At 71.8% G+C, this 16,757-nt stretch carries 16 protein-coding genes and 1 tRNA gene; 9 read left to right on the top strand and 8 right to left on the bottom strand.

The genetic code is table 11. From position 1 onward, the window contains the following. Positions 1-64: 64 nt before the first annotated feature. A complete protein-coding gene (locus tag AB0I54_RS31090; RefSeq protein WP_363299536.1) occupies positions 65-418 on the bottom strand; it encodes a nuclease-related domain-containing protein in 354 nt (117 codons plus the stop codon). Here AB0I54_RS31090 and AB0I54_RS31085 point away from each other — a divergent pair. After that, positions 410-925, top strand: coding sequence for a hypothetical protein (locus AB0I54_RS31085; RefSeq protein ID WP_363299535.1), 516 nt, complete (start codon positions 410-412; stop codon positions 923-925). The genes AB0I54_RS31090 and AB0I54_RS31085 overlap by 9 nt on opposite strands. A 144-nt stretch (positions 926-1,069) precedes the next feature. Here the strand turns inward: AB0I54_RS31085 and AB0I54_RS31080 are convergent. Further along, a tRNA-Ser gene (locus tag AB0I54_RS31080) sits at positions 1,070-1,156 on the bottom strand. 63 nt (positions 1,157-1,219) lie between these two features. Next, positions 1,220-2,680, bottom strand: a complete 1,461-nt coding sequence (locus AB0I54_RS31075) for a trypsin-like peptidase domain-containing protein (RefSeq protein ID WP_363299534.1) — start codon at positions 2,678-2,680, stop codon at positions 1,220-1,222. A gap of 288 nt (positions 2,681-2,968) precedes the next feature. Here AB0I54_RS31075 and AB0I54_RS31070 point away from each other — a divergent pair, with 288 nt between their 5' ends. The 3 genes from AB0I54_RS31070 (at position 2,969) to AB0I54_RS31060 (ending at position 5,738) form a co-directional block, all read left to right on the top strand. Continuing rightward, positions 2,969-3,796: a glycerophosphodiester phosphodiesterase gene (locus AB0I54_RS31070; RefSeq protein WP_363299533.1), complete on the top strand. Its 828-nt coding sequence runs from the start codon at positions 2,969-2,971 to the stop codon at positions 3,794-3,796. 222 nt (positions 3,797-4,018) lie between these two features. Next, complete coding sequence (locus tag AB0I54_RS31065; RefSeq protein WP_363299532.1) at positions 4,019-4,657, top strand: ATP-binding protein; 639 nt, start codon at positions 4,019-4,021, stop codon at positions 4,655-4,657. A gap of 115 nt (positions 4,658-4,772) precedes the next feature. Then, on the top strand, positions 4,773-5,738 hold the full coding sequence (locus AB0I54_RS31060) for a DUF5926 family protein (RefSeq protein WP_363299531.1): 966 nt from the start codon (positions 4,773-4,775) through the stop codon (positions 5,736-5,738). A gap of 244 nt (positions 5,739-5,982) precedes the next feature. Here AB0I54_RS31060 and AB0I54_RS31055 read toward each other — a convergent pair whose 3' ends face one another. Together AB0I54_RS31055 and AB0I54_RS31050 are read right to left on the bottom strand one after the other, a co-directional pair. Next, positions 5,983-6,537, bottom strand: a complete 555-nt coding sequence (locus AB0I54_RS31055; protein ID WP_363299530.1) for a hypothetical protein — start codon at positions 6,535-6,537, stop codon at positions 5,983-5,985. Positions 6,538-6,593: 56 nt separating this feature from the next. Next, positions 6,594-7,259, bottom strand: coding sequence for a bifunctional DNA primase/polymerase (locus AB0I54_RS31050; RefSeq protein ID WP_363299529.1), 666 nt, complete (start codon positions 7,257-7,259; stop codon positions 6,594-6,596). 612 nt (positions 7,260-7,871) lie between these two features. Between AB0I54_RS31050 and AB0I54_RS31045 the strand changes: the two genes are divergently transcribed. The 4 genes from AB0I54_RS31045 (at position 7,872) to AB0I54_RS31030 (ending at position 14,209) form a co-directional block, all read left to right on the top strand. Beyond that, the gene (locus AB0I54_RS31045) at positions 7,872-9,281 is read left to right on the top strand and encodes a PP2C family protein-serine/threonine phosphatase (RefSeq protein WP_363299527.1); all 1,410 of its coding nucleotides are present in this window, start codon (positions 7,872-7,874) and stop codon (positions 9,279-9,281) included. A gap of 653 nt (positions 9,282-9,934) precedes the next feature. After that, positions 9,935-11,401, top strand: a complete 1,467-nt coding sequence (locus tag AB0I54_RS31040; protein ID WP_363299526.1) for an aminopeptidase P family protein — start codon at positions 9,935-9,937, stop codon at positions 11,399-11,401. 127 nt (positions 11,402-11,528) lie between these two features. Then, positions 11,529-12,905: a PLP-dependent aminotransferase family protein gene (locus AB0I54_RS31035; RefSeq protein ID WP_363299525.1), complete on the top strand. Its 1,377-nt coding sequence runs from the start codon at positions 11,529-11,531 to the stop codon at positions 12,903-12,905. Positions 12,906-12,991: 86 nt separating this feature from the next. Further along, a complete protein-coding gene (locus tag AB0I54_RS31030; protein WP_363299524.1) occupies positions 12,992-14,209 on the top strand; it encodes an MFS transporter in 1,218 nt (405 codons plus the stop codon). On the opposite strand, the gene AB0I54_RS31025 is transcribed toward AB0I54_RS31030, so the two are convergent. The 3 genes from AB0I54_RS31025 to AB0I54_RS31015 all read right to left on the bottom strand — a co-directional run bounded on the left by AB0I54_RS31025 (position 14,184) and on the right by AB0I54_RS31015 (position 15,604). Next, positions 14,184-14,456 carry a hypothetical protein gene (locus tag AB0I54_RS31025; RefSeq protein WP_363299523.1) on the bottom strand — a complete coding sequence of 91 codons (273 nt, stop codon included), beginning with the start codon at positions 14,454-14,456 and terminating at the stop codon, positions 14,184-14,186. The genes AB0I54_RS31030 and AB0I54_RS31025 overlap by 26 nt on opposite strands. Before the next feature lie 99 nt (positions 14,457-14,555). Then, positions 14,556-15,119 carry a GNAT family protein gene (locus AB0I54_RS31020; RefSeq protein ID WP_363299522.1) on the bottom strand — a complete coding sequence of 188 codons (564 nt, stop codon included), beginning with the start codon at positions 15,117-15,119 and terminating at the stop codon, positions 14,556-14,558. Positions 15,120-15,157: 38 nt separating this feature from the next. Then, positions 15,158-15,604 carry an ATP-binding protein gene (locus tag AB0I54_RS31015; RefSeq protein ID WP_363299521.1) on the bottom strand — a complete coding sequence of 149 codons (447 nt, stop codon included), beginning with the start codon at positions 15,602-15,604 and terminating at the stop codon, positions 15,158-15,160. A gap of 222 nt (positions 15,605-15,826) precedes the next feature. On the opposite strand from AB0I54_RS31015, the gene AB0I54_RS31010 reads away from it, so the two are divergent. After that, positions 15,827-16,687, top strand: coding sequence for a hypothetical protein (locus AB0I54_RS31010; protein ID WP_363299520.1), 861 nt, complete (start codon positions 15,827-15,829; stop codon positions 16,685-16,687). The last annotated feature ends 70 nt before the right edge of the window (positions 16,688-16,757 follow it).

Below are 16,757 nucleotides of genomic sequence, written 5' to 3'. Positions count from 1 at the left end.
CAATCGACCGGTAGTCGTCCCGCTCCTCCGGTAAGCCCGAAATCCGAAAGAAACGACCTGGCTCTTATGCCCGTCTCGCCGAGCGGCGCGCCTCGGACTGGCTGATCGCGATGTGGCGAGTCGAAGCGCCGTTGACCGTGATGGCCGTATCGCCGTACCAGACGGACTTACCCCTATGTCGTTTGGAGTTGGCGGAGAAGAGGTCGGCGGGACCAATGACGAGATGGTCGATGTCGGCGCCACTCGCCCACTGGACAGCGTGGAGGGTGAGCCGGCCACGGCCCCGGAGTTTGTCCAATCGCCTACCGGTGACCCGCTCACCGATGAGCCCATCTGACCAGCTACGAATGTCCGAGCCGGGCAGCCCGGCTGCGCTCCGCTCCGCCGGGCACTGGTCCAGGTTTGGCCTGTGAACCACAGCCGTTCCAACGCCGGGGCGACCCACGAGCCTGACTTGCCGCCTTACCAGGTAGTCCTGGCGGAGACTGATTGGGATTCGCTCCAGACGGCTTTCGGGAACGGTGAGGACCTTCGCAGGGTTCTGGCACGGCTGTTGGAGCCCGATCCCAAGGTTCAGGTCACCGCTTTGTCGGAGTTGGGTGAGCTGGTCGGCCATCAGAACACCATCTACGAAGCCACCGCCCCCGTCGCCATGTATGTCGCCGGCATCCTCACCCACCCGGCGGCCATGACCCTCCGGCCCTATCGCAACGTCCTCGCCGAACACCCCGCGCTCGCCGAGCACCGCGATCACCTCGCCGTGCACGCGCGCCGCATCCTTGACGCCAGCAGCGACGACCCCAACCGGCGCATTGCACTCGAAGCATGGGGCCACGACGTCCCCAACCCTGAACCTTTCCGGGAGAAGCCCTGGGACTGGGGGCCACACAGCGATGGCCGAGGCGATCTCGAACCTCCCTTCTGACCGAGCGTGTAGTGCGCTGTCGGCGTCCTGACCGATCTCTGCAGAGGGAAGCCACGGGGAACCACGGTCATAGGCGGGAACCGCCCAGCACAACGGCCCCTGACCATATCGCCTGGTCAGGGGCCGTTCTCATTGCTCATCGCGCGGAGGCGGTGGGATTTGAACCCACGGTGACATCGCTGCCACGACGGTTTTCAAGACCGTTCCCTTCGGCCGCTCGGGCACGCCTCCCCGCGTCGGCCGGGATCGGCGACGCGGGGACAAGAGTAACCGGTTGGCGCGGGCGTGTGCGGGTCAGTTGTCGCCCGCGCGGGAGCCCAGGGTGAGTTGGACGGTGTGCTCCTGACCACCCCGCTTGTAGGTGATCGTGACCTTGTCGCCGGGCTTGTGCGTCCAGATCTCGCCGATCAGGGTCGGGCCGGAGTCGATCACCGAGTCGTCGAGCTTGGTGATGACGTCACCGGGCTTGAGGCCCGCCTTGTCCGCGGGACCGCCCGACTCGACCGCCGCCGCTCCGCTGGCGCCCGTGTCGGTGATCTTCGCGCCGTCCGAGCCCTCCTCCAGGGAGACGGACGCGCCGATCTTCGCGTAGACCGGCTTGCCGGTCTTGATCAGCTGCTGGGCGACGTACTTGGCCTGGTTGATCGGGATGGCGAAGCCGAGGCCGATCGAACCGGACTGGCCGGAGCCGCCCAGACCGCCGCTGCTGCTGGACTGGATCGCGGAGTTGATGCCGATCACCGCGCCGGAGGCGTCCAGCAGCGGACCGCCGGAGTTGCCCGGGTTGATCGAGGCGTCGGTCTGCAGGGCGCTCATGTAGGACGCCTTGCTGGTGGCGCTGCCGTCGCTGGAGGCGACCGGGCGGTTCTTGGCGCTGATGATGCCGGTCGTCACCGTGTTGGAGAGGCCGAAGGGCGCTCCGATGGCGATCGTCTCGTCGCCGACGGCCACCTTGTCGGAGTCGCCGAGGGCGAGCGGCTTGAGGTCGGACGGGGCGTTCTTGAGCTTGATGACGGCGACGTCGTAGCCCTGGGCGTGGCCGACGACCTCGGCGTCGTACTTCTTGCCGTTGGGGAACGTCGCGGTCAGCTTGCCGCCGTCGACGGCGTCGGCCACCACGTGGTTGTTGGTGACGATGTGGCCCTGGGTGTCGAAGACGAACCCGGTGCCGGTGCCGCCCTCACCGCTGGTGGACTCGGCCTCGATGGTGACCGTGCTCGGCAGGGCCTTGGCGGCGACCGCCGCGATGGTGCCCGGCGAGCGCTTCACCTGCGCGGCGCTGCTGTCCGAGGCGGAGACGGTGGTCGAGCCGGTGTCGTCGTTGTTCTTGGCCAGGGTGTACCCGAGGCCGCCGCCCAGGCCGCCCGCGACCAGCGCGGCCACCAGGACCGCGGCGACCATGCCGCCGCGCCCGTTGCGGGGCTTCGGCGCGGGCTGCTGGTACGACGAGCCCCAGCCGCCGGAACCCGCTCCGGCGCCGCCGTCCGCGTAGGACGGCGTGGCCGGGGGCGGGGGCGGCCAGGAGCCGTCCGGGGCGGGGCCGGGGCCCTGCGGCCCGTCGGACGGGCCGCCGGGGGCGTGCGCGCCCGGCGCGACGCCCTGCTCCGGGGCGCCCGGAGGTGTCGTCGGGAGTGGAGTGGTGGGTGCGCCCCCGTCGGCTGCGGCTGCCTGCGGGGAAGCAGCGGGAGATGCCACCGGCACGGGAGGTGCGGACGGGGCCGGGGGTACCGCGGTGCCCTCGTTCTCGGTGCTCACAGCTCTTCTCCTAGGTCCACGGCTGTTGTTCTCGGTCGCACTCGGTCACGCTCGTTCACGCTTGTCGACGGTCCGGCGCGATGCAGCTGTGCATGTGCTTTTGTCTGTCGTCAGCTTTTCCCACGGGCCGTCAGAGCACCATAAGCGGTGGCTGTGGGTATGGCGTCAACCTTTATATAGGACCTTTACGACAAAAACTCCATTCCATGGCGGGGTCCATGCCCCCGTTCGTCGCACGTGCGCGCCCTTGGCACCACACGTACCCCGTGGTGGTGGCACCATGACGCGGTGACCCACGCACGACAGCACCACATTCAGGTCATCGCCCACCGAGGAGCCTCCGAGGACGCCCCCGAGCACACCCTCGCCGCCTACCGGAAAGCGATCGAGGACGGTGCCGACGCCCTTGAATGCGACGTCCGGCTGACCGCGGACGGCCACCTCGTCTGCGTCCACGACCGGAGGGTCAACCGGACGTCCAACGGCCGCGGGGCGGTGTCGGCCCTGGAGCTGGCCGAACTCACCGCCCTGGACTTCGGCTCCTGGAAGAAGCGCGAGACCTGGCGCGGCCGGGACGAGGAGCCCGACTGGGAGTACCGTCCGGAGGACCGCGCGGACACCTCCGTACTCACCCTGGAGCGGCTGCTGGAGCTGGTCGCGGACGCCGGGCGCCGGGTGGAGCTGGCCATCGAGACGAAGCACCCCACGCGCTGGGCGGGACAGGTCGAGGAGCGGCTGCTGCTGCTCCTGAAGAGGTTCGGGCTGGACGCCCCGGCCTCCGTGGCCAAGTCGCCGGTACGGGTCATGAGCTTCTCGGCGCGCTCCCTTCACCGGGTGCGGGCGGCCTCGCCGAACCTTCCGACGGTCTATCTGATGCAGTTCGTCTCACCCCGGCTGCGCGACGGGCGGCTGCCCGCGGGCGTGCGGATCGCGGGTCCGTCCATCCGGATCGTGCGCAACCACCCGGCCTACATCGAGCGGCTGAAGCGGGCCGGCCACCAGGTGCACGTGTGGACCGTGAACGAGCCCGAGGACGTCGACCTCTGTGTCGAGCTGGGCATCGACGCCGTCATCACCAACCGCCCGCGCGCGGTGCTGCGCCAGCTCCGCGGCTGAGCGGTGCCGCGCCGGCTCCGCGGCTGATCCGCGGCGCGCCCGGGCGGTGCGCGGAAGCGAAAAAGCGCTGGTCGAAGTCAAGAGCCCCGTAAGGACCGTTCCGCGGCTCTTGACCCGGCCGGTCCACTGAAGCATCCTCCGTTCTCGGCCACACCCACGAAATCAAGCCACACCCTTACAGGGAGTGCTCCGGCGCGTTCGCTCCGTGTTCGAACGTTGCGAATGCGTCACCGGACCTGGATTGGCCGGTTTCCGGTACAGGCCAATGGGGCATTCACACCGTGGCGTGGGGCAAAGGAGGTCTCGGGGGTGGCGTTGGTGGTGGCACAGGAGGTGCCCACGTCGTCGAGCATGGCCGTACCCCATGGCCCTGCGGGCGTGGGGGAAGCAAGACACCGGATGCGTGATCAGCTGCGCATGGGTGGTGTATCGGACTCGGTCATCGACGACGCCGTACTGATCCTTTCGGAACTCTTGAGCAATGCCTGCAAACACGGGCGCCCCTTGGGCGACGCCTCGGCCGGGGACGGCGACGTCCGGGCGGCATGGCGCGTGGACCCGCGCGGCCGGCTCGTCGTCGAGGTGACGGACGGCGGCGGCCCCACCCGTCCGGCTCCGGCCACTCCGTCGGTGACCGCGCACGGCGGCCGGGGGCTGAACATCATCACGGCGCTGGCCGACGACTGGGGCGTCAGGGACGACGCCCGGGGCGAGGTCACGGTGTGGGTCGTGGTCCACGAGGACGTGCACGATCCCGACGCGAGACACCGTCGCGACGATTTCGCTACGCGCGTCACGGCCCCCGTGGTCTCCGCGATGCCCGGACTGGACTTCACGGACGCCTTCGACGACCTGGACTGAACCCGGCGGCGGTCGTCGCCATTCCGGCGCCTTCCCCAGGTCCCCGTCGGTGATGGCGCAAACGGCTAGGCTCCCGCCCGTACGAGACGAGAGCCGTAACCGGGAGACACCCACGATGGCCAAGAAGCGACCCCAGACCAAGGCCGAGCGCCCTCAGCTCACGGACGGTGAGATCCCGGTCGTCGGCGCCCGCGAGCCGTGCCCCTGCGGCAGCGGCCGGCGCTACAAGGCGTGCCACGGCCGGGCCGCCGCGCACGCCGCGACCGAGCTGGTGCACCGCCCCTTCGAGGGCCTGCCGGGCGAGGGCGACTGGGTGGCGCTGCGCGAGCTGGTCCCCGCCGCCACGGTCGAACTGCACCTGAAGGGCGGCCTCCCCGAGGGCGTCCCCTCGGTCACGCTCGCCACCGTGCTGCCGATGGCCTGGCCGGCGCTGCGCCGCGACGACGGCTCGGTCCTGCTGGGCCTGCAGAACGACACGGCGTCCGGTGACATCAGCCGCGATCTGGCCGACACCCTCCAGCGCGCCCTCACCGCCGAACCGGGCACGCCCGTCCAGGGCCGGCGGGCCCCGGCCGAAGGCCCGCGGCTGCAGGACCTGCTCGACCCCGAAGGCGCGTTCGAGCCAGTTGTGCACAGCGGCTTCGAGTTCTGGGTCCCGGACCCGGAGAACGCCACGCCGGAGGTGTCCGCCTCCCTGGAGCGGGCCAACGCCGCGGCCATCCCCACGGCGAAGCTGACCGGCGTGGACGCCGCGTACTGGTGCCAGACCCCGGACAAGAACCACCTGCGCTGGGTCATGCCGCATCCCGAGGAGCGGCTTCTGGACGCTCTTGCCCGGCTGCACGCGGCGGGCCGCTCCGGCCTGGGCGAGGGCACCCGGCTGGTCGGTTCCTTCCGTGCCCACGGGCTCACCGTGCCGGTCTGGGACCTGCCGAGCGGTGTCACGGCCGACGACGTGGAGAAGCCGGCCGCCGAGTTCGCCGAGCGCCTCGCCGCCGCCCTGGCCTCGGAGGCCCCGCTCACCGCCGAAGAGCGCCGGGCACGCGGCGGCCTGACCAACCGCCAGGTCACGCTCAGCTGACACACGGGCCCACCGGGGGGGGCGGCTGACCGACCGGTCAGCCGCTGTCAGCCGGTCGCATCAGGTGACTCCTGTCACAACTCCCCGTCACGACAAGCCAATCGGTGTCCGAATAGCCGAGATCGAATTTGCTAACCGCCGATCTCTTGTTACCGTTCCAATAGCCCGGTTGCTGGTGCATCCCCCGTCGCCAGCAACCGGGCCTTTCCATACCCGGCGCCGGTGTACGGAACGCCGCTGTTCGTCAACTGCCGTCGGAGGCCGCATAGTTGCTCCCCGAGCGCAGCAGCAGCGGCCCGCCCGAGCCGCGCTCCGCGAACTCCGCGACGGCCGTGTACGCGTCCAGGCCGCCCCGGGTGTGCTCCCTGGGGGTCTCACAGGTGGCGGGCTCGTCGTCGGCGCCCGCGGCGCAGCGGATCTGCATGGTGCGGTCGCCGGGCCCCATGAGGCTCAGCAGGGATTCCAGCGCCTTGCCGGTGGCGTTGCGGTAGTAGGTGCGCGCCCAGGTGTCCTCGCCCTGGGTCAGGACACAGGTCTGCGCCTCGACACCGTCGGGGGAGGAGACTTCCAGGCCGCAGCGGGTGGCGGTGGCCAGGCCCAGGCCGAGCAGCCGCGGGGAGCTGCCGGGGGCGGCGGAGGGGATCTTGGCGTCGTCGTCCGGAGAGGTCCGCACGGTGGCCCGAGCCCCGTCGGCCACCGGCCGCGCGGGGTCGCCCACCTGTCCCGCGGACGCCACGGTCAGCGGCAGTACGACCACGCAGGCCACGACGCCCGCGAGAGCGAGCAGACGAACGTTCATGTACCGGAAGATAACGACCGAGGGCGGGCGGCCGGTCCCGCGCGCGCCCGACACCCCTACAACTCGGGTGCGCTCACACCCGTACGAGTGAGGGCGTCGACCGCCGCGTCCACCACGGCCTCCACATCGGGCACCCAGGGCGAGGCCGAGCCGGGCAGCGGAGCACGCTCCCAGCGGATGGCGCCCAGGCCGGTCTCGGACGGGGGCAGCGCGAGATAGCCGCCCTCGCCGTGGAAGCGCAGGGAGCCGGGGACGAAGTCCTTCGCGTACAGCAGCTCGCCCAGCTGTTCCATCGAGTACGGCTTGACGAGCAACGCCCAGCGCGTGGGCGAGGCGATCACCGGACCCAGGCGCATACCGCGCCGGTCGAGTGCGTCGAGGGCGCGGGAGGCCGCGAGGGCCGGCAGGCTGACCGCGCAGGGGGCCTTGCCGCCGGTGGCGAGGACGATGGGCGCGTTCGGCCGGTTGGTCCACCACCAGCGCACCATGCGCTCGTCGGTGGTGGCCGCGAGGAGGCCGGGGTCGAAGGGGTGCGCGCCGGGCACCGTGCACTCCGGGTCGGGGCATGCGCAGCGCGCCCGCCCCTGCGGGTCCGGAGCCACGCCCGGGAGTACGGGCCACTGCCATTCCGTCGCGAAGTTCAGGGCCGACTTGAGCATCTCAGGCCTCCCGTCTTTCCGCTTGGACAGGAGCCTGCGTCGCCTTCCGAGGATCTCGCGCATGAGCGCTCGTTCCTTTCCGTTGCACCGCTGGCAACACCGTGGACCACATCACATCATGTGTCGATCACTTCACTGTGCGTACCTAATGGCGCATCACGCCCCCGCCCAGAGCGAGGGGAACCCCAAGGGGTCGAGCTTTGGCCGCGTTCACATCCATACTGCGTCTATCAAAAGCACGGCCGCGGCGTGGGGTGGCGAAGTCTGGCGTTTTGCCGTTCCGGGTATTTCTCTCCGCCTCCGCCACGGGAGGATGGGGCACGGTCGTCGGTGGCTAAGACGCCCGGGTCCGCCGCCAGGTTCCGGGCGGGTCCCCAACCACCCCTGGCCTTCTCCGAGTACGTACCCATCTCGACCGTCGTGACGCTCTGTGGAGCAAACCCAGTCGACCGCAATGAACCGATACCCGAGGCAGTTTTAAGCCAACTTTGCTTTTCCGCAAGGGGTCCGGAAGAAACCCACAAGGGGCCCACGGACACCAGGAATCCCGGCAGGACAATGCTGGACATCCCCTCACGAGTGCGTGTACATGTGGAGACACCGCCGGCGGCGCAGAATGACATGGGGGTTTGCGATGCTTTTGAGCAATACGCACCGGTCTGAAGGCCGGACACCATGAACGCCCCTCACCATTCGAAAGTGGCTGGAATCGATTCAACGGTTCCCACGCCCGCACACACTGTCGCGCCCGCACCTCCCGTCCCGGGCACTGCCGCCGTCCCCGCGCCGAACTCCCCCGCGCCCGGCGCCCTCCTCCAGGACCGGCTGGCCGGCTGGGTCTCGGATCTCACGACCCTCCACGAACTCACCGAGCGCCTGGCCCGTACGGACTCACTCGACGGAGCGCTCCAGGAACTGCTGCGCGCCGGAGCCGCCCTCGTGGGTGCCCGGCGCGGTCTCGTCGTACTGGAACCGGCCGACGGCCTCGGTCCCGACACCACCATCGGCCTGGGCCTCGGCCGCGCCGATCTCGGCCACATCGAGACCGTGCCGCGCGGCGCGATGTCGTACGGCGAACTTCTCGACACGGCCGCCGGACTCCCCGGCGCCGACGGCGAGATCGTCCACCCCGATCTGTTCGCCGAGGACGGCCTCGACCCCCGCCACCGCGAGGTGGCCGCCCGGCTCGGCTACGCCGCCAGCTACGCCCTGCCGCTGTCCACCGAGGCCGCCGGCCGCCTGGGCGCCGCCGTGTGGCTCTACGACGAGCCCGCCGAACCGCACGAGCGCCGGCGCCATCTCGCCGGCCTGTACGTCCGCTACGCCACCGAGCACCTGGCCCGGCTGCTGGAGGTCGCGCGCACGCGCGCGTGCCTGGCCACCATCGCCGAGGAACTGCTGCCCTCCCGGCTGCCGCGGGTGGCCGGCGTCCAGCTCGCCGCCCGGCACCGCACCGGCCCGCGCGGCGGCGGCGACTGGTACGACGCGCTGCCGCTGCCCGACGCCGCGCTCGGCCTCGCGGTCGGCTCGGTGACCGGGTCGGGGCCCAGCGCGGTCGCCGCCATGGGCCGGCTGCGGGCGTCCCTGCGGGCGTACGCCGTGATGGAGGGCGAGGACCCGGTCGCGGTCCTGTCCGACCTGGAGCTGCTGCTGCGCCTGACCGAGCCGGCCCGCTCCGCCACCGCCCTGTTCGCCTACTGCGAACCCGCGCTGCGCAAGGTCACCCTGGCCGGCGCCGGCCACAGCCCGCCGCTGCTGATCGGCGAGCGGCGCACCGAGTTCGCGGAGACCTCCGTGTCCGCACCCCTGGGGATGCTCGCCTGCTGGGAGGCGCCCAGTGTCGAGTTCCAGGCCGAAGCAGGAGAGACGGTTCTGCTCTACACCGACGGGCTGCTGCACCGCACCGGAGACCCCACGGACCGCGCCTTCGCCCGGCTGCACGCGGCGGCCACGAGCGTGCCGCGCGCCCTGCGGCGCGACCCCGGCGCCATCGCCGACCACGTACTGCGCACGGTGCTGCCGGACGGCCTGGACGCGGCGGACAGCGAGGAGGACGTCGTCCTCCTGGCGGCCCGCTTCGACTGAGGGGCCGAAACGGTGCGCGACGGCCGAGGAGGCGGAACGGTTCGCTTCGGCCGGGCGGGGCGGCGCGTCGTTTCGGGCGGGCGCGGCGGGGCGTCGCTGCGGCCGACAAGGCAGCACATCGCTCGGGCCGAGCACGGCGGCGCGTCGCTGCGGCCGGCAAGGCAGCACCCCGCTCCAGCCGGGCGGAGCAGCACATCGCTTCAGCCGGGCGGAGCAGCACGTCGCTTCGGCCGAGCGCGGCGGCACGCCACTTCGGCCGCGCAGGGCAGCACGTCACTTCAGCCGGGCGGGGCAGCACATCGCTCGGGCCGAGCACGGCGGCGCGTCGCTGCGGCCGGCAAGGCAGCACCCCGCTCCAGCCGAGCGGAGCAGCCAGCGCGGCGGCACGCCACTTCGGCCGGGCAGAGCAGCGCATCGCTTCGGCCGAGCGGAGCAGCGCATCGCTCGGGCCCAGCGCGGCAGCACGTCGCTCGGGCCCAGCGCGGCAGCACGTCGCTGCGGTCGGGCGGGCCCCGCGTGGTTCGCATGCGTGGGCATAACAGCTCTTCCCGCCCAGGGCCACGCCGGTACGACCGTACGATGATGGGGGTCCCCTGCTCGCGCGGAACCGAGATTCGCCGAGGGCTCGGGGGGACCGTGCCGTATCGAGGAGGATGACCGTGGCCGACGAGCTCACTCCGGAGACCCCGGAAACTGAGTCCGAGGAGCCCATCAAGCAGCGGAAGAACGGCCTGTACCCGGGCGTCTCCGACGAGCTCGCCGAGAACATGAAGTCCGGCTGGGCCGACACCGAGCTGCGCGACCTCAAGCCGATCGCGCAGGCCGCGCACACCGCGCGCCGCCGCGCCGACCTGTCCGCCCGCTTCCCGGGCGAGCGCCTGGTGATCCCGGCGGGCAACCTGAAGACCCGCTCGAACGACACCGAGTACCCCTTCCGGTCGTCGGTCGAGTACGCCTACCTCACGGGCAACCAGACCGAGGACGGCGTCCTGGTCCTGGAGCCCACCGCGGACGGCCACGAGGAAACGATCTACCTCCTGCCGCGCTCCGACCGTGAGAACGGCGAGTTCTGGCTCTCCGGCCAGGGCGAGCTGTGGGTCGGCCGCCGGCACTCGCTCACCGAGTCCGAGGCGCTCCACGGCATCCCCGCCGCCGACGTGCGCGAGCTGGCCGGGAAGCTGAAGGAGGCCACCGGCCCGGTCCGCGTGGTGCGCGGCTACGACGCCGGGATCGAGGCGGCCCTCACCGACAAGGTCACCGCCGAGCGCGACGAGGAGCTGCGCGTCTTCCTCTCCGAGGCCCGGCTGACCAAGGACGAGTTCGAGATCGGCGAGCTCCAGAAGGCCGTCGACTCGACCGTGCGCGGCTTCGAGGACGTGGTGAAGGTCCTCGACAAGGCCGAGGCCACCTCCGAGCGCTACATCGAGGGCACCTTCTTCCTCCGCGCGCGGGTGGAGGGCAACGACGTCGGCTACGGCTCCATCTGCGCGTCCGGCCCGCACGCCTGCACCCTGCACTGGGTCCGCAACGACGGCCCGGTCCGCTCCGGCGACCTGCTCCTGCTGGACGCGGGCGTGGAGACGCACACCCTGTACACCGCGGACGTCACGCGGACGCTGCCGGTCAACGGCACGTACAGCGAGATCCAGAAGAAGATCTACGACGCCGTGTACGAGGCGCAGGAGGCCGGTATCGCGGCCGTGAAGCCAGGCGCCAAGTACCGCGACTTCCACGACGCCGCCCAGCGCGTGCTCGCCGAGAAGATCGTCGAATGGGGCCTGGTCGAGGGCCCGGTCGAGCGCGTCCTGGAGCTCGGACTGCAGCGCCGCTGGACCCTGCACGGCACCGGGCACATGCTCGGCATGGACGTCCACGACTGCGCGGCCGCGCGGACGGAGACGTACGTGGAGGGCGTGCTCGAACCCGGCATGGTGCTCACGGTCGAGCCCGGCCTGTACTTCCAGGCGGACGACCTGACCGTGCCGGAGGAGTACCGGGGCATCGGCGTCCGCATCGAGGACGACATCCTGGTCACCGAGGACGGTAACCGGAACCTCTCGGACGGCCTGCCGCGCCGGTCGGACGAGGTCGAGGCGTGGATGGCGGCGCTGAAGGGCTGAGCGACGCCGAAGCGCTGACCGCGGGGCTGAACGAAGCCCTATAGTGCGGATCAACGACTGATACGACACTGATGGCCGGGTACCTGTGCGGTACCCGGCCATTCACGTGCCTAGGGGGAGGGTTCTCGTGGACGACTTCTGGTCCGGTGTCGGGGTGGATCTGCATCTGGAGCCCGATTCGGCGGACGGGCGCCGGGTCGGGCTGGAGCGGGCGCTGCGCGACGCCGTGCGCGACGGGCGGCTGGCGCCCGGCACCCGGCTGCCGGCGACCCGGCGGCTCGCGTCCGAGCTGGGGATCTCGCGCGGCACGGCGAAGGCGGCGTACGACCAGCTGGTCGCCGAGGGATATCTGACGGCACGGCAGGGCTCGGGCACTCAGGTGGCCTCGCTGCCCTCCGTCGACGCCGGTACGCCGGAGGCGGCCGCACGCGCGCGTGCGCCCCGTTTCGATCTGCGGCCCGGCAGCCCGGACGTCGGGGCGTTCCCGGCGGCGGCCTGGCTGCGGGCGCTGCGCCGCGCCATCGCGACGGCACCCTCACTGGCGTACGACTACGGCGATCCGCGGGGCCGGATCGAGCTGCGCACGGCGCTCTCGGGCTACCTGGGGCGGGCACGCGGGGTGATCGCCCCGCCGGAGCGGATCGTGATCACCTCCGGGTACGTACAGGGCCTCGCGCTCCTCACGCGCGTGCTGGACGGCGCCGCCGTCGCCATGGAGGACCCCGGGCTGCCCTTCCACCGGGAGGTGGTGCGGCGCAACGGCGGCCGGGTGGTGCCCGTACCCGTCGACGAACGCGGGGCCCGCGTGCAGGAGCTGGGCGACGCGGCCGCCGTGGTCGTCACGCCCGCCCACCAGTACCCGACCGGCGTGACCCTGCACCCGGAGCGGCGGCGGGCGCTCAGCAACTGGGCACGCGCGCGTGGGGGCCTGATCGTCGAGGACGACTACGACGGGGAGTTCCGCTACGACCGTCAGCCCGTCGGCGCGCTCCAGGGCATGGCGCCGGGCCAGGTGGTGTACCTGGGCACCGCCTCCAAGACCCTGGGCCCCGCGCTGCGGCTGGGCTGGATGGTGCTGCCGCCCCACCTGGCCGACGCGGTCGCGGACGCCAAGCTGCACAGCGACCACCACACCGAGTCCATCGGCCAGTTGGCGCTCGCCGAGCTCATCGACAGCCATGCCTACGACCGTCATGTGCGCGCGTGCCGGCTCAGATACCGGCGCCGCAGGGACCAGCTCCTGGACCGGCTGGGCCCGCGCCGGAAGGTACGCGGGATCGCGGCCGGGCTGCACGCCCTGGTGGAGGTCACCGACGAGACGGAGGTGCTCGCCCGCGCGGACGCGGAGGGGCTCGCCCTCGGCCGCCTGGGCGACCACTGGCACACGCCCGCCGCCCCCCGCGAGCAACGGCAGCAGGGCCTGGTCGTCGGGTACGGCACGCCTCGGGAGCGGGCGTATCCGGAGGCGCTGGAGGTGCTGGCGAAGGTGCTGGTCGGGGCGTGAAGTCGGCGGCGCCTCGTGAATTGGACCACTGAAGGGCCTTGATATTGGGCCTGTTGACGGGTCCAGCGCGCTTCTAGTGTCGTCGTATGACGAACCGTCCGCAGCGCGTCCTGGCACTGGCCCAGTTGACCAACTCCGTCGGCGACGGCGCCTACTACGTGACGTCGGCGCTGTACTTCACCCGTGTCGTGGGGCTCGCCCCCGCGCGCGTGGGGCTCGGGCTGACCGTCGGCTGGGCGGTCGGCTCGCTGGTGGGGGTGCCGCTGGGGCGGCTCGCGGACCGGCGCGGGGCGCGCGGGACGGCGGTGCTGCTGGCGCTGGCGACGGGGCTGGCGGTGGCGTCCTTCCTCGTCGTGCGCGGCTTCGTGCCGTTCGTCCTCGCCGCGTGCGCCTACGCCTCCGCGCAGTCGGGGCTGGCGGCGGCCCGGCAGGCGCTGCTGGCGGGGCTGGTGCCGGCCGGGGAGCGCACCGGACTGCTGGCACGGCTGCAGTCGACGCTCAACGCCGGTCTGGCGGTGGGCGCGGGCATCGGCGGGCTCGCGCTGCACGCCGGGACGCGGGCGGCGTACCTGGCGGTGTTCGCGCTGGACACCGTGACGTTTCTGCTGTGCGCGGGGCTGCTGCTGCGGCTGCCCTCCGTGGCGCCCGGGGCCCCGCGGAAACGTGACGGCGGCGGCCGGCCGGGGGTGCTGCGCGACCGCCCGTACGTCGTCGTCACCCTGCTCAACACGGTCCTGCTGCTGCGGATGCCGCTGCTCAGCCTGGGGCTGCCGCTGTGGATCGCCGAGCGGACGGCGGCGCCCGACTGGCTGGTGTCCGCGCTGTTCGTGCTCAACACGGGGGCCGTCATGGTCTTCCAGGTGCGCATGGCGCGCGGGGTCACCGGCCTCGCGTCGGCCGCGCGGGCGGTGCGGCGCTCGGGCTGGGTGATGCTGGCGGCGTGCGTGGTGTTCGCGCTGACGGCGGGGGCCTCCGCGTGGATGGCCGTGGTCCTGCTGGTGACCGGGGCGGCACTCCAGGCGGCGGCCGAGATGGGGCAGTCGGCCGGCTCCTGGCAGCTGTCGTTCGATCTGGCCCCGGCCGACCGCATCGGCGAGTACCAGGGTTTCTTCGGCACCGGCGTCACGGTGGCCCGCACCCTCGGCCCGCTGGTGCTGACCTCCCTGCTGGTGGAGTGGGGCACCCCTGGCTGGCTGCTGCTGGGCGGCGCGACGCTGGCGGCGTCGTACGCGATGGGGCCGGCGGCGCGACGGGCCGTCGGCCGTGCCTCCGAGGAGATCACGCGGCCCGTGCTCGTGGGCTGACCGGCAGCGAGTCAAGGAACAGCGCCCCCGCGAGCAGCCCCGCGCTGCCGCGGGGGCTCCACGCGCGCGCGTGCAGGTCGGCGTCGAGAGCGGCCAGCGCCGCGGCGGTCGCCTCGGCGTCCGTGGCCGTGTCGGCGAAGGCCGACTGGTAACCGGCGGCCACGAGGCCGCCGGCCGCGACCGTGCCCCCGGTCACCGCGAGGGCGCGGCACCGGGTGAGGGAGGTGTCTCGGTGATTGCCCGTCATGACCGAGCAAGCCAGGAAGGCCGCTTGTCAAGCACATGGGCAAGAGCTTTCAAAGGACTGTGAAAGCCCGGGAATCCAAGGCCGGCCGGAACACCTCGGTCAGACGGCCGGATCCGCATCGTGCAGGATCCGCTGGAAGAGATGACAGTCCCGCCATTCCCCATTGATATGCAAATAACTCGGGGCCATGCCGATCGAATCGAAACCGCATTTCTTCAGGACGCGCTGTGAACCGGTGTTCTCGATAAGCGTGGACGCCTCGATCCGGTGCAGTCCGACCGTGTCCCGCGCGATACGGCACACCCGCTCCACGGCGCTGCTGGCCAGCCCCCGGTTCTGCTGGTCGGCGGCGACCCAGTAACCCAGATAGGCGCTGCAGAAGGGGCCCATCGAGATGCCGGACAGCGTGATCGCCCCCACGATCCGCCCGCCGCCCGACTCAAGGACCCAGGGCACCAGAGCGCCCTCCGCGAACTGCCGCAGCAGCTCCTCCAGACGCTCCGTCTGACCCTCGACCGTGAAGAAGGAGTCCGGTCTGCACGGCTCCCACGGTTCGAGATGTTTCCGGTTCTCGACGTATGCGGAACAAAGCGCCGAAGCATCGTCCTGAGCGAGCGGCCGTAGCCGTACTCCCTCGAATATTTCCTCGGTTCCGATATTCATGCGCGCACCCTAGCGCGGCCGTTATGCCTGCGCAGCAGTCATGCCGTAAGCAGAGAAGGATCTTTCGTCCACTTGAGCATCTTGTCGAAGCTCACCACCGTCCCTCCCCGGCCCGGCTTGTCGCCGATGTGGACGTGATCGGCGAGTTCCCTGATCAAGAACAGTCCGCGGCCGTGCTCGGCGTCCACGCGCGGCGGGCGCGGAGCATGGGCGCGGGCGAACCCCGGCCCGGAGTCGGCCACTTCGATACGGCACTTCTCGCCGTCCAGGTAGGCGGTCACCCGGTACGCCTCCGACGAGCCGCCACGCGACGCGCCCCCGCCGTGCTCGACGGCGTTCGCGCAGGCCTCGCCGAGGGCGACGGACAGGTCGTAGGACACATCGGGGTCGACGCCCGCGGTCTCCATCGTGCCGAGGAGCAACCGGCGGGCGAGCGGCACGCTCGCGGCCTCGCGGCGCAGATGGAGTGACCACCAGATGCTCATGCTCCAGCCTCCAGGCTGCGGCTCGACATACCGTTACCTATTGCCGCCAATCCCCGGGTGTAAGCACCCCGTCCGCGTGACCCCGCCCATACGGACGATGCGCGCGGGCAGGAATCGGTGTATGAGGGGGCGGATCACAGCAGAGCATGATCTTCCGGTCGAACGGAACCTTGTGGACCTGACGTCGGGCAACGGCGGGTCCAGTGCGATGATGAGGCCGCCATGACTGCCCCCCACCAGCGCACGGCGCGCTCCGGAAACCGACTCCGGATCCTGCGGGCCGCGGTGTTCGCCGCGGTCTGTGTCGTGCTGGCCGCGGCCGGGCACACCTTGGCCTCCTGCGCCACCGTTCCGCTGTGGACGCTGGGCGCGGGCTTCCTCGGCGCCCTCGTGCTCGTGGCGCCGCTCGCCGGACGCGAGCGCTCACTGCCGGGAATCGTCGCGCTGCTCGCGCTCGGCCAGACCCTGCTGCACACGCTGTTCGGGCTGGGCCAGCACGGTACGGCGAGCATGTCGTCCGGTGCCATGTCGTCCGGCGCGATGTCGTCCGGCGCGATGTCGATGGGCTCCATGGCCGGGATGAGCGACACCACGCTGGTCGAGCGGGCCGCGCGGCTCGTCTGCGGCACCGGCGTCGCGGCGATCACCCCGGCCCACGCCTACCGGATCCTCTCCCAGGCGCACCTGCTCACCGGCTCCGGCACGGACATGAGCGCCATGCACCACGCGGCGGACGCCACCGGCTCCTCGGAGTCGCTGCTGCCGACCCTGCCGATGCTGCTCGCTCACGTGCTCGCCGCGGTGGCCGTCGGCTGGCTGCTGCGCCGCGGCGACCTGGCCGTGCTGCGTCTGCTGGAGCTGTCGGCGCATGGAGTCGCCGAGGGGGCGCTCGTACGTTCCCTGCGCGGGGCGCTCGCCCTGGTGCGTGCCCTGTGCGCCGGGCTTCCGGCCGCTCCCGAGGCGGGCCCGCGACAGCTGCGCACCGCCGGGGACGAACCACCCGCACCCCACGCAACCGCACTCCAGCACTCGGTGATCCGGCGCGGCCCGCCCGCGGCCGCCGCATTCGTCCTCGCTGCCTGACGCGACGCGACCACACCACACCACTCCACCCGGACCGGGACGGAGGGGCCGGCCGCCGTCGTGCGGCACG

This window comes from Streptomyces sp. NPDC050625, from assembly GCF_040654755.1.
Lineage (GTDB): Bacteria > Actinomycetota > Actinomycetes > Streptomycetales > Streptomycetaceae > Streptomyces.
This window is presented reverse-complemented; position numbering and strand designations above follow the sequence as displayed.

Excerpts from the sequence above, each read along its gene's own strand:
- AB0I54_RS31065 (WP_363299532.1), top strand. The coding sequence starts at position 4,019 with ATGCGTCACCGGACCTGGATTGGCCGGTTTCCGGTACAGGCCAATGGG.
- AB0I54_RS31060 (WP_363299531.1), top strand. The coding sequence starts at position 4,773 with ATGGCCAAGAAGCGACCCCAGACCAAGGCCGAGCGCCCTCAGCTCACG.
- AB0I54_RS31055 (WP_363299530.1), bottom strand. The coding sequence starts at position 6,537 with ATGAACGTTCGTCTGCTCGCTCTCGCGGGCGTCGTGGCCTGCGTGGTC.
- AB0I54_RS31050 (WP_363299529.1), bottom strand. The coding sequence starts at position 7,259 with ATGCGCGAGATCCTCGGAAGGCGACGCAGGCTCCTGTCCAAGCGGAAA.
- AB0I54_RS31045 (WP_363299527.1), top strand. The coding sequence starts at position 7,872 with ATGAACGCCCCTCACCATTCGAAAGTGGCTGGAATCGATTCAACGGTT.
- AB0I54_RS31040 (WP_363299526.1), top strand. The coding sequence starts at position 9,935 with ATGACCGTGGCCGACGAGCTCACTCCGGAGACCCCGGAAACTGAGTCC.
- AB0I54_RS31030 (WP_363299524.1), top strand. The coding sequence starts at position 12,992 with ATGACGAACCGTCCGCAGCGCGTCCTGGCACTGGCCCAGTTGACCAAC.
- AB0I54_RS31025 (WP_363299523.1), bottom strand. The coding sequence starts at position 14,456 with ATGACGGGCAATCACCGAGACACCTCCCTCACCCGGTGCCGCGCCCTC.
- AB0I54_RS31020 (WP_363299522.1), bottom strand. The coding sequence starts at position 15,119 with ATGAATATCGGAACCGAGGAAATATTCGAGGGAGTACGGCTACGGCCG.
- AB0I54_RS31015 (WP_363299521.1), bottom strand. The coding sequence starts at position 15,604 with ATGAGCATCTGGTGGTCACTCCATCTGCGCCGCGAGGCCGCGAGCGTG.
- AB0I54_RS31010 (WP_363299520.1), top strand. The coding sequence starts at position 15,827 with ATGACTGCCCCCCACCAGCGCACGGCGCGCTCCGGAAACCGACTCCGG.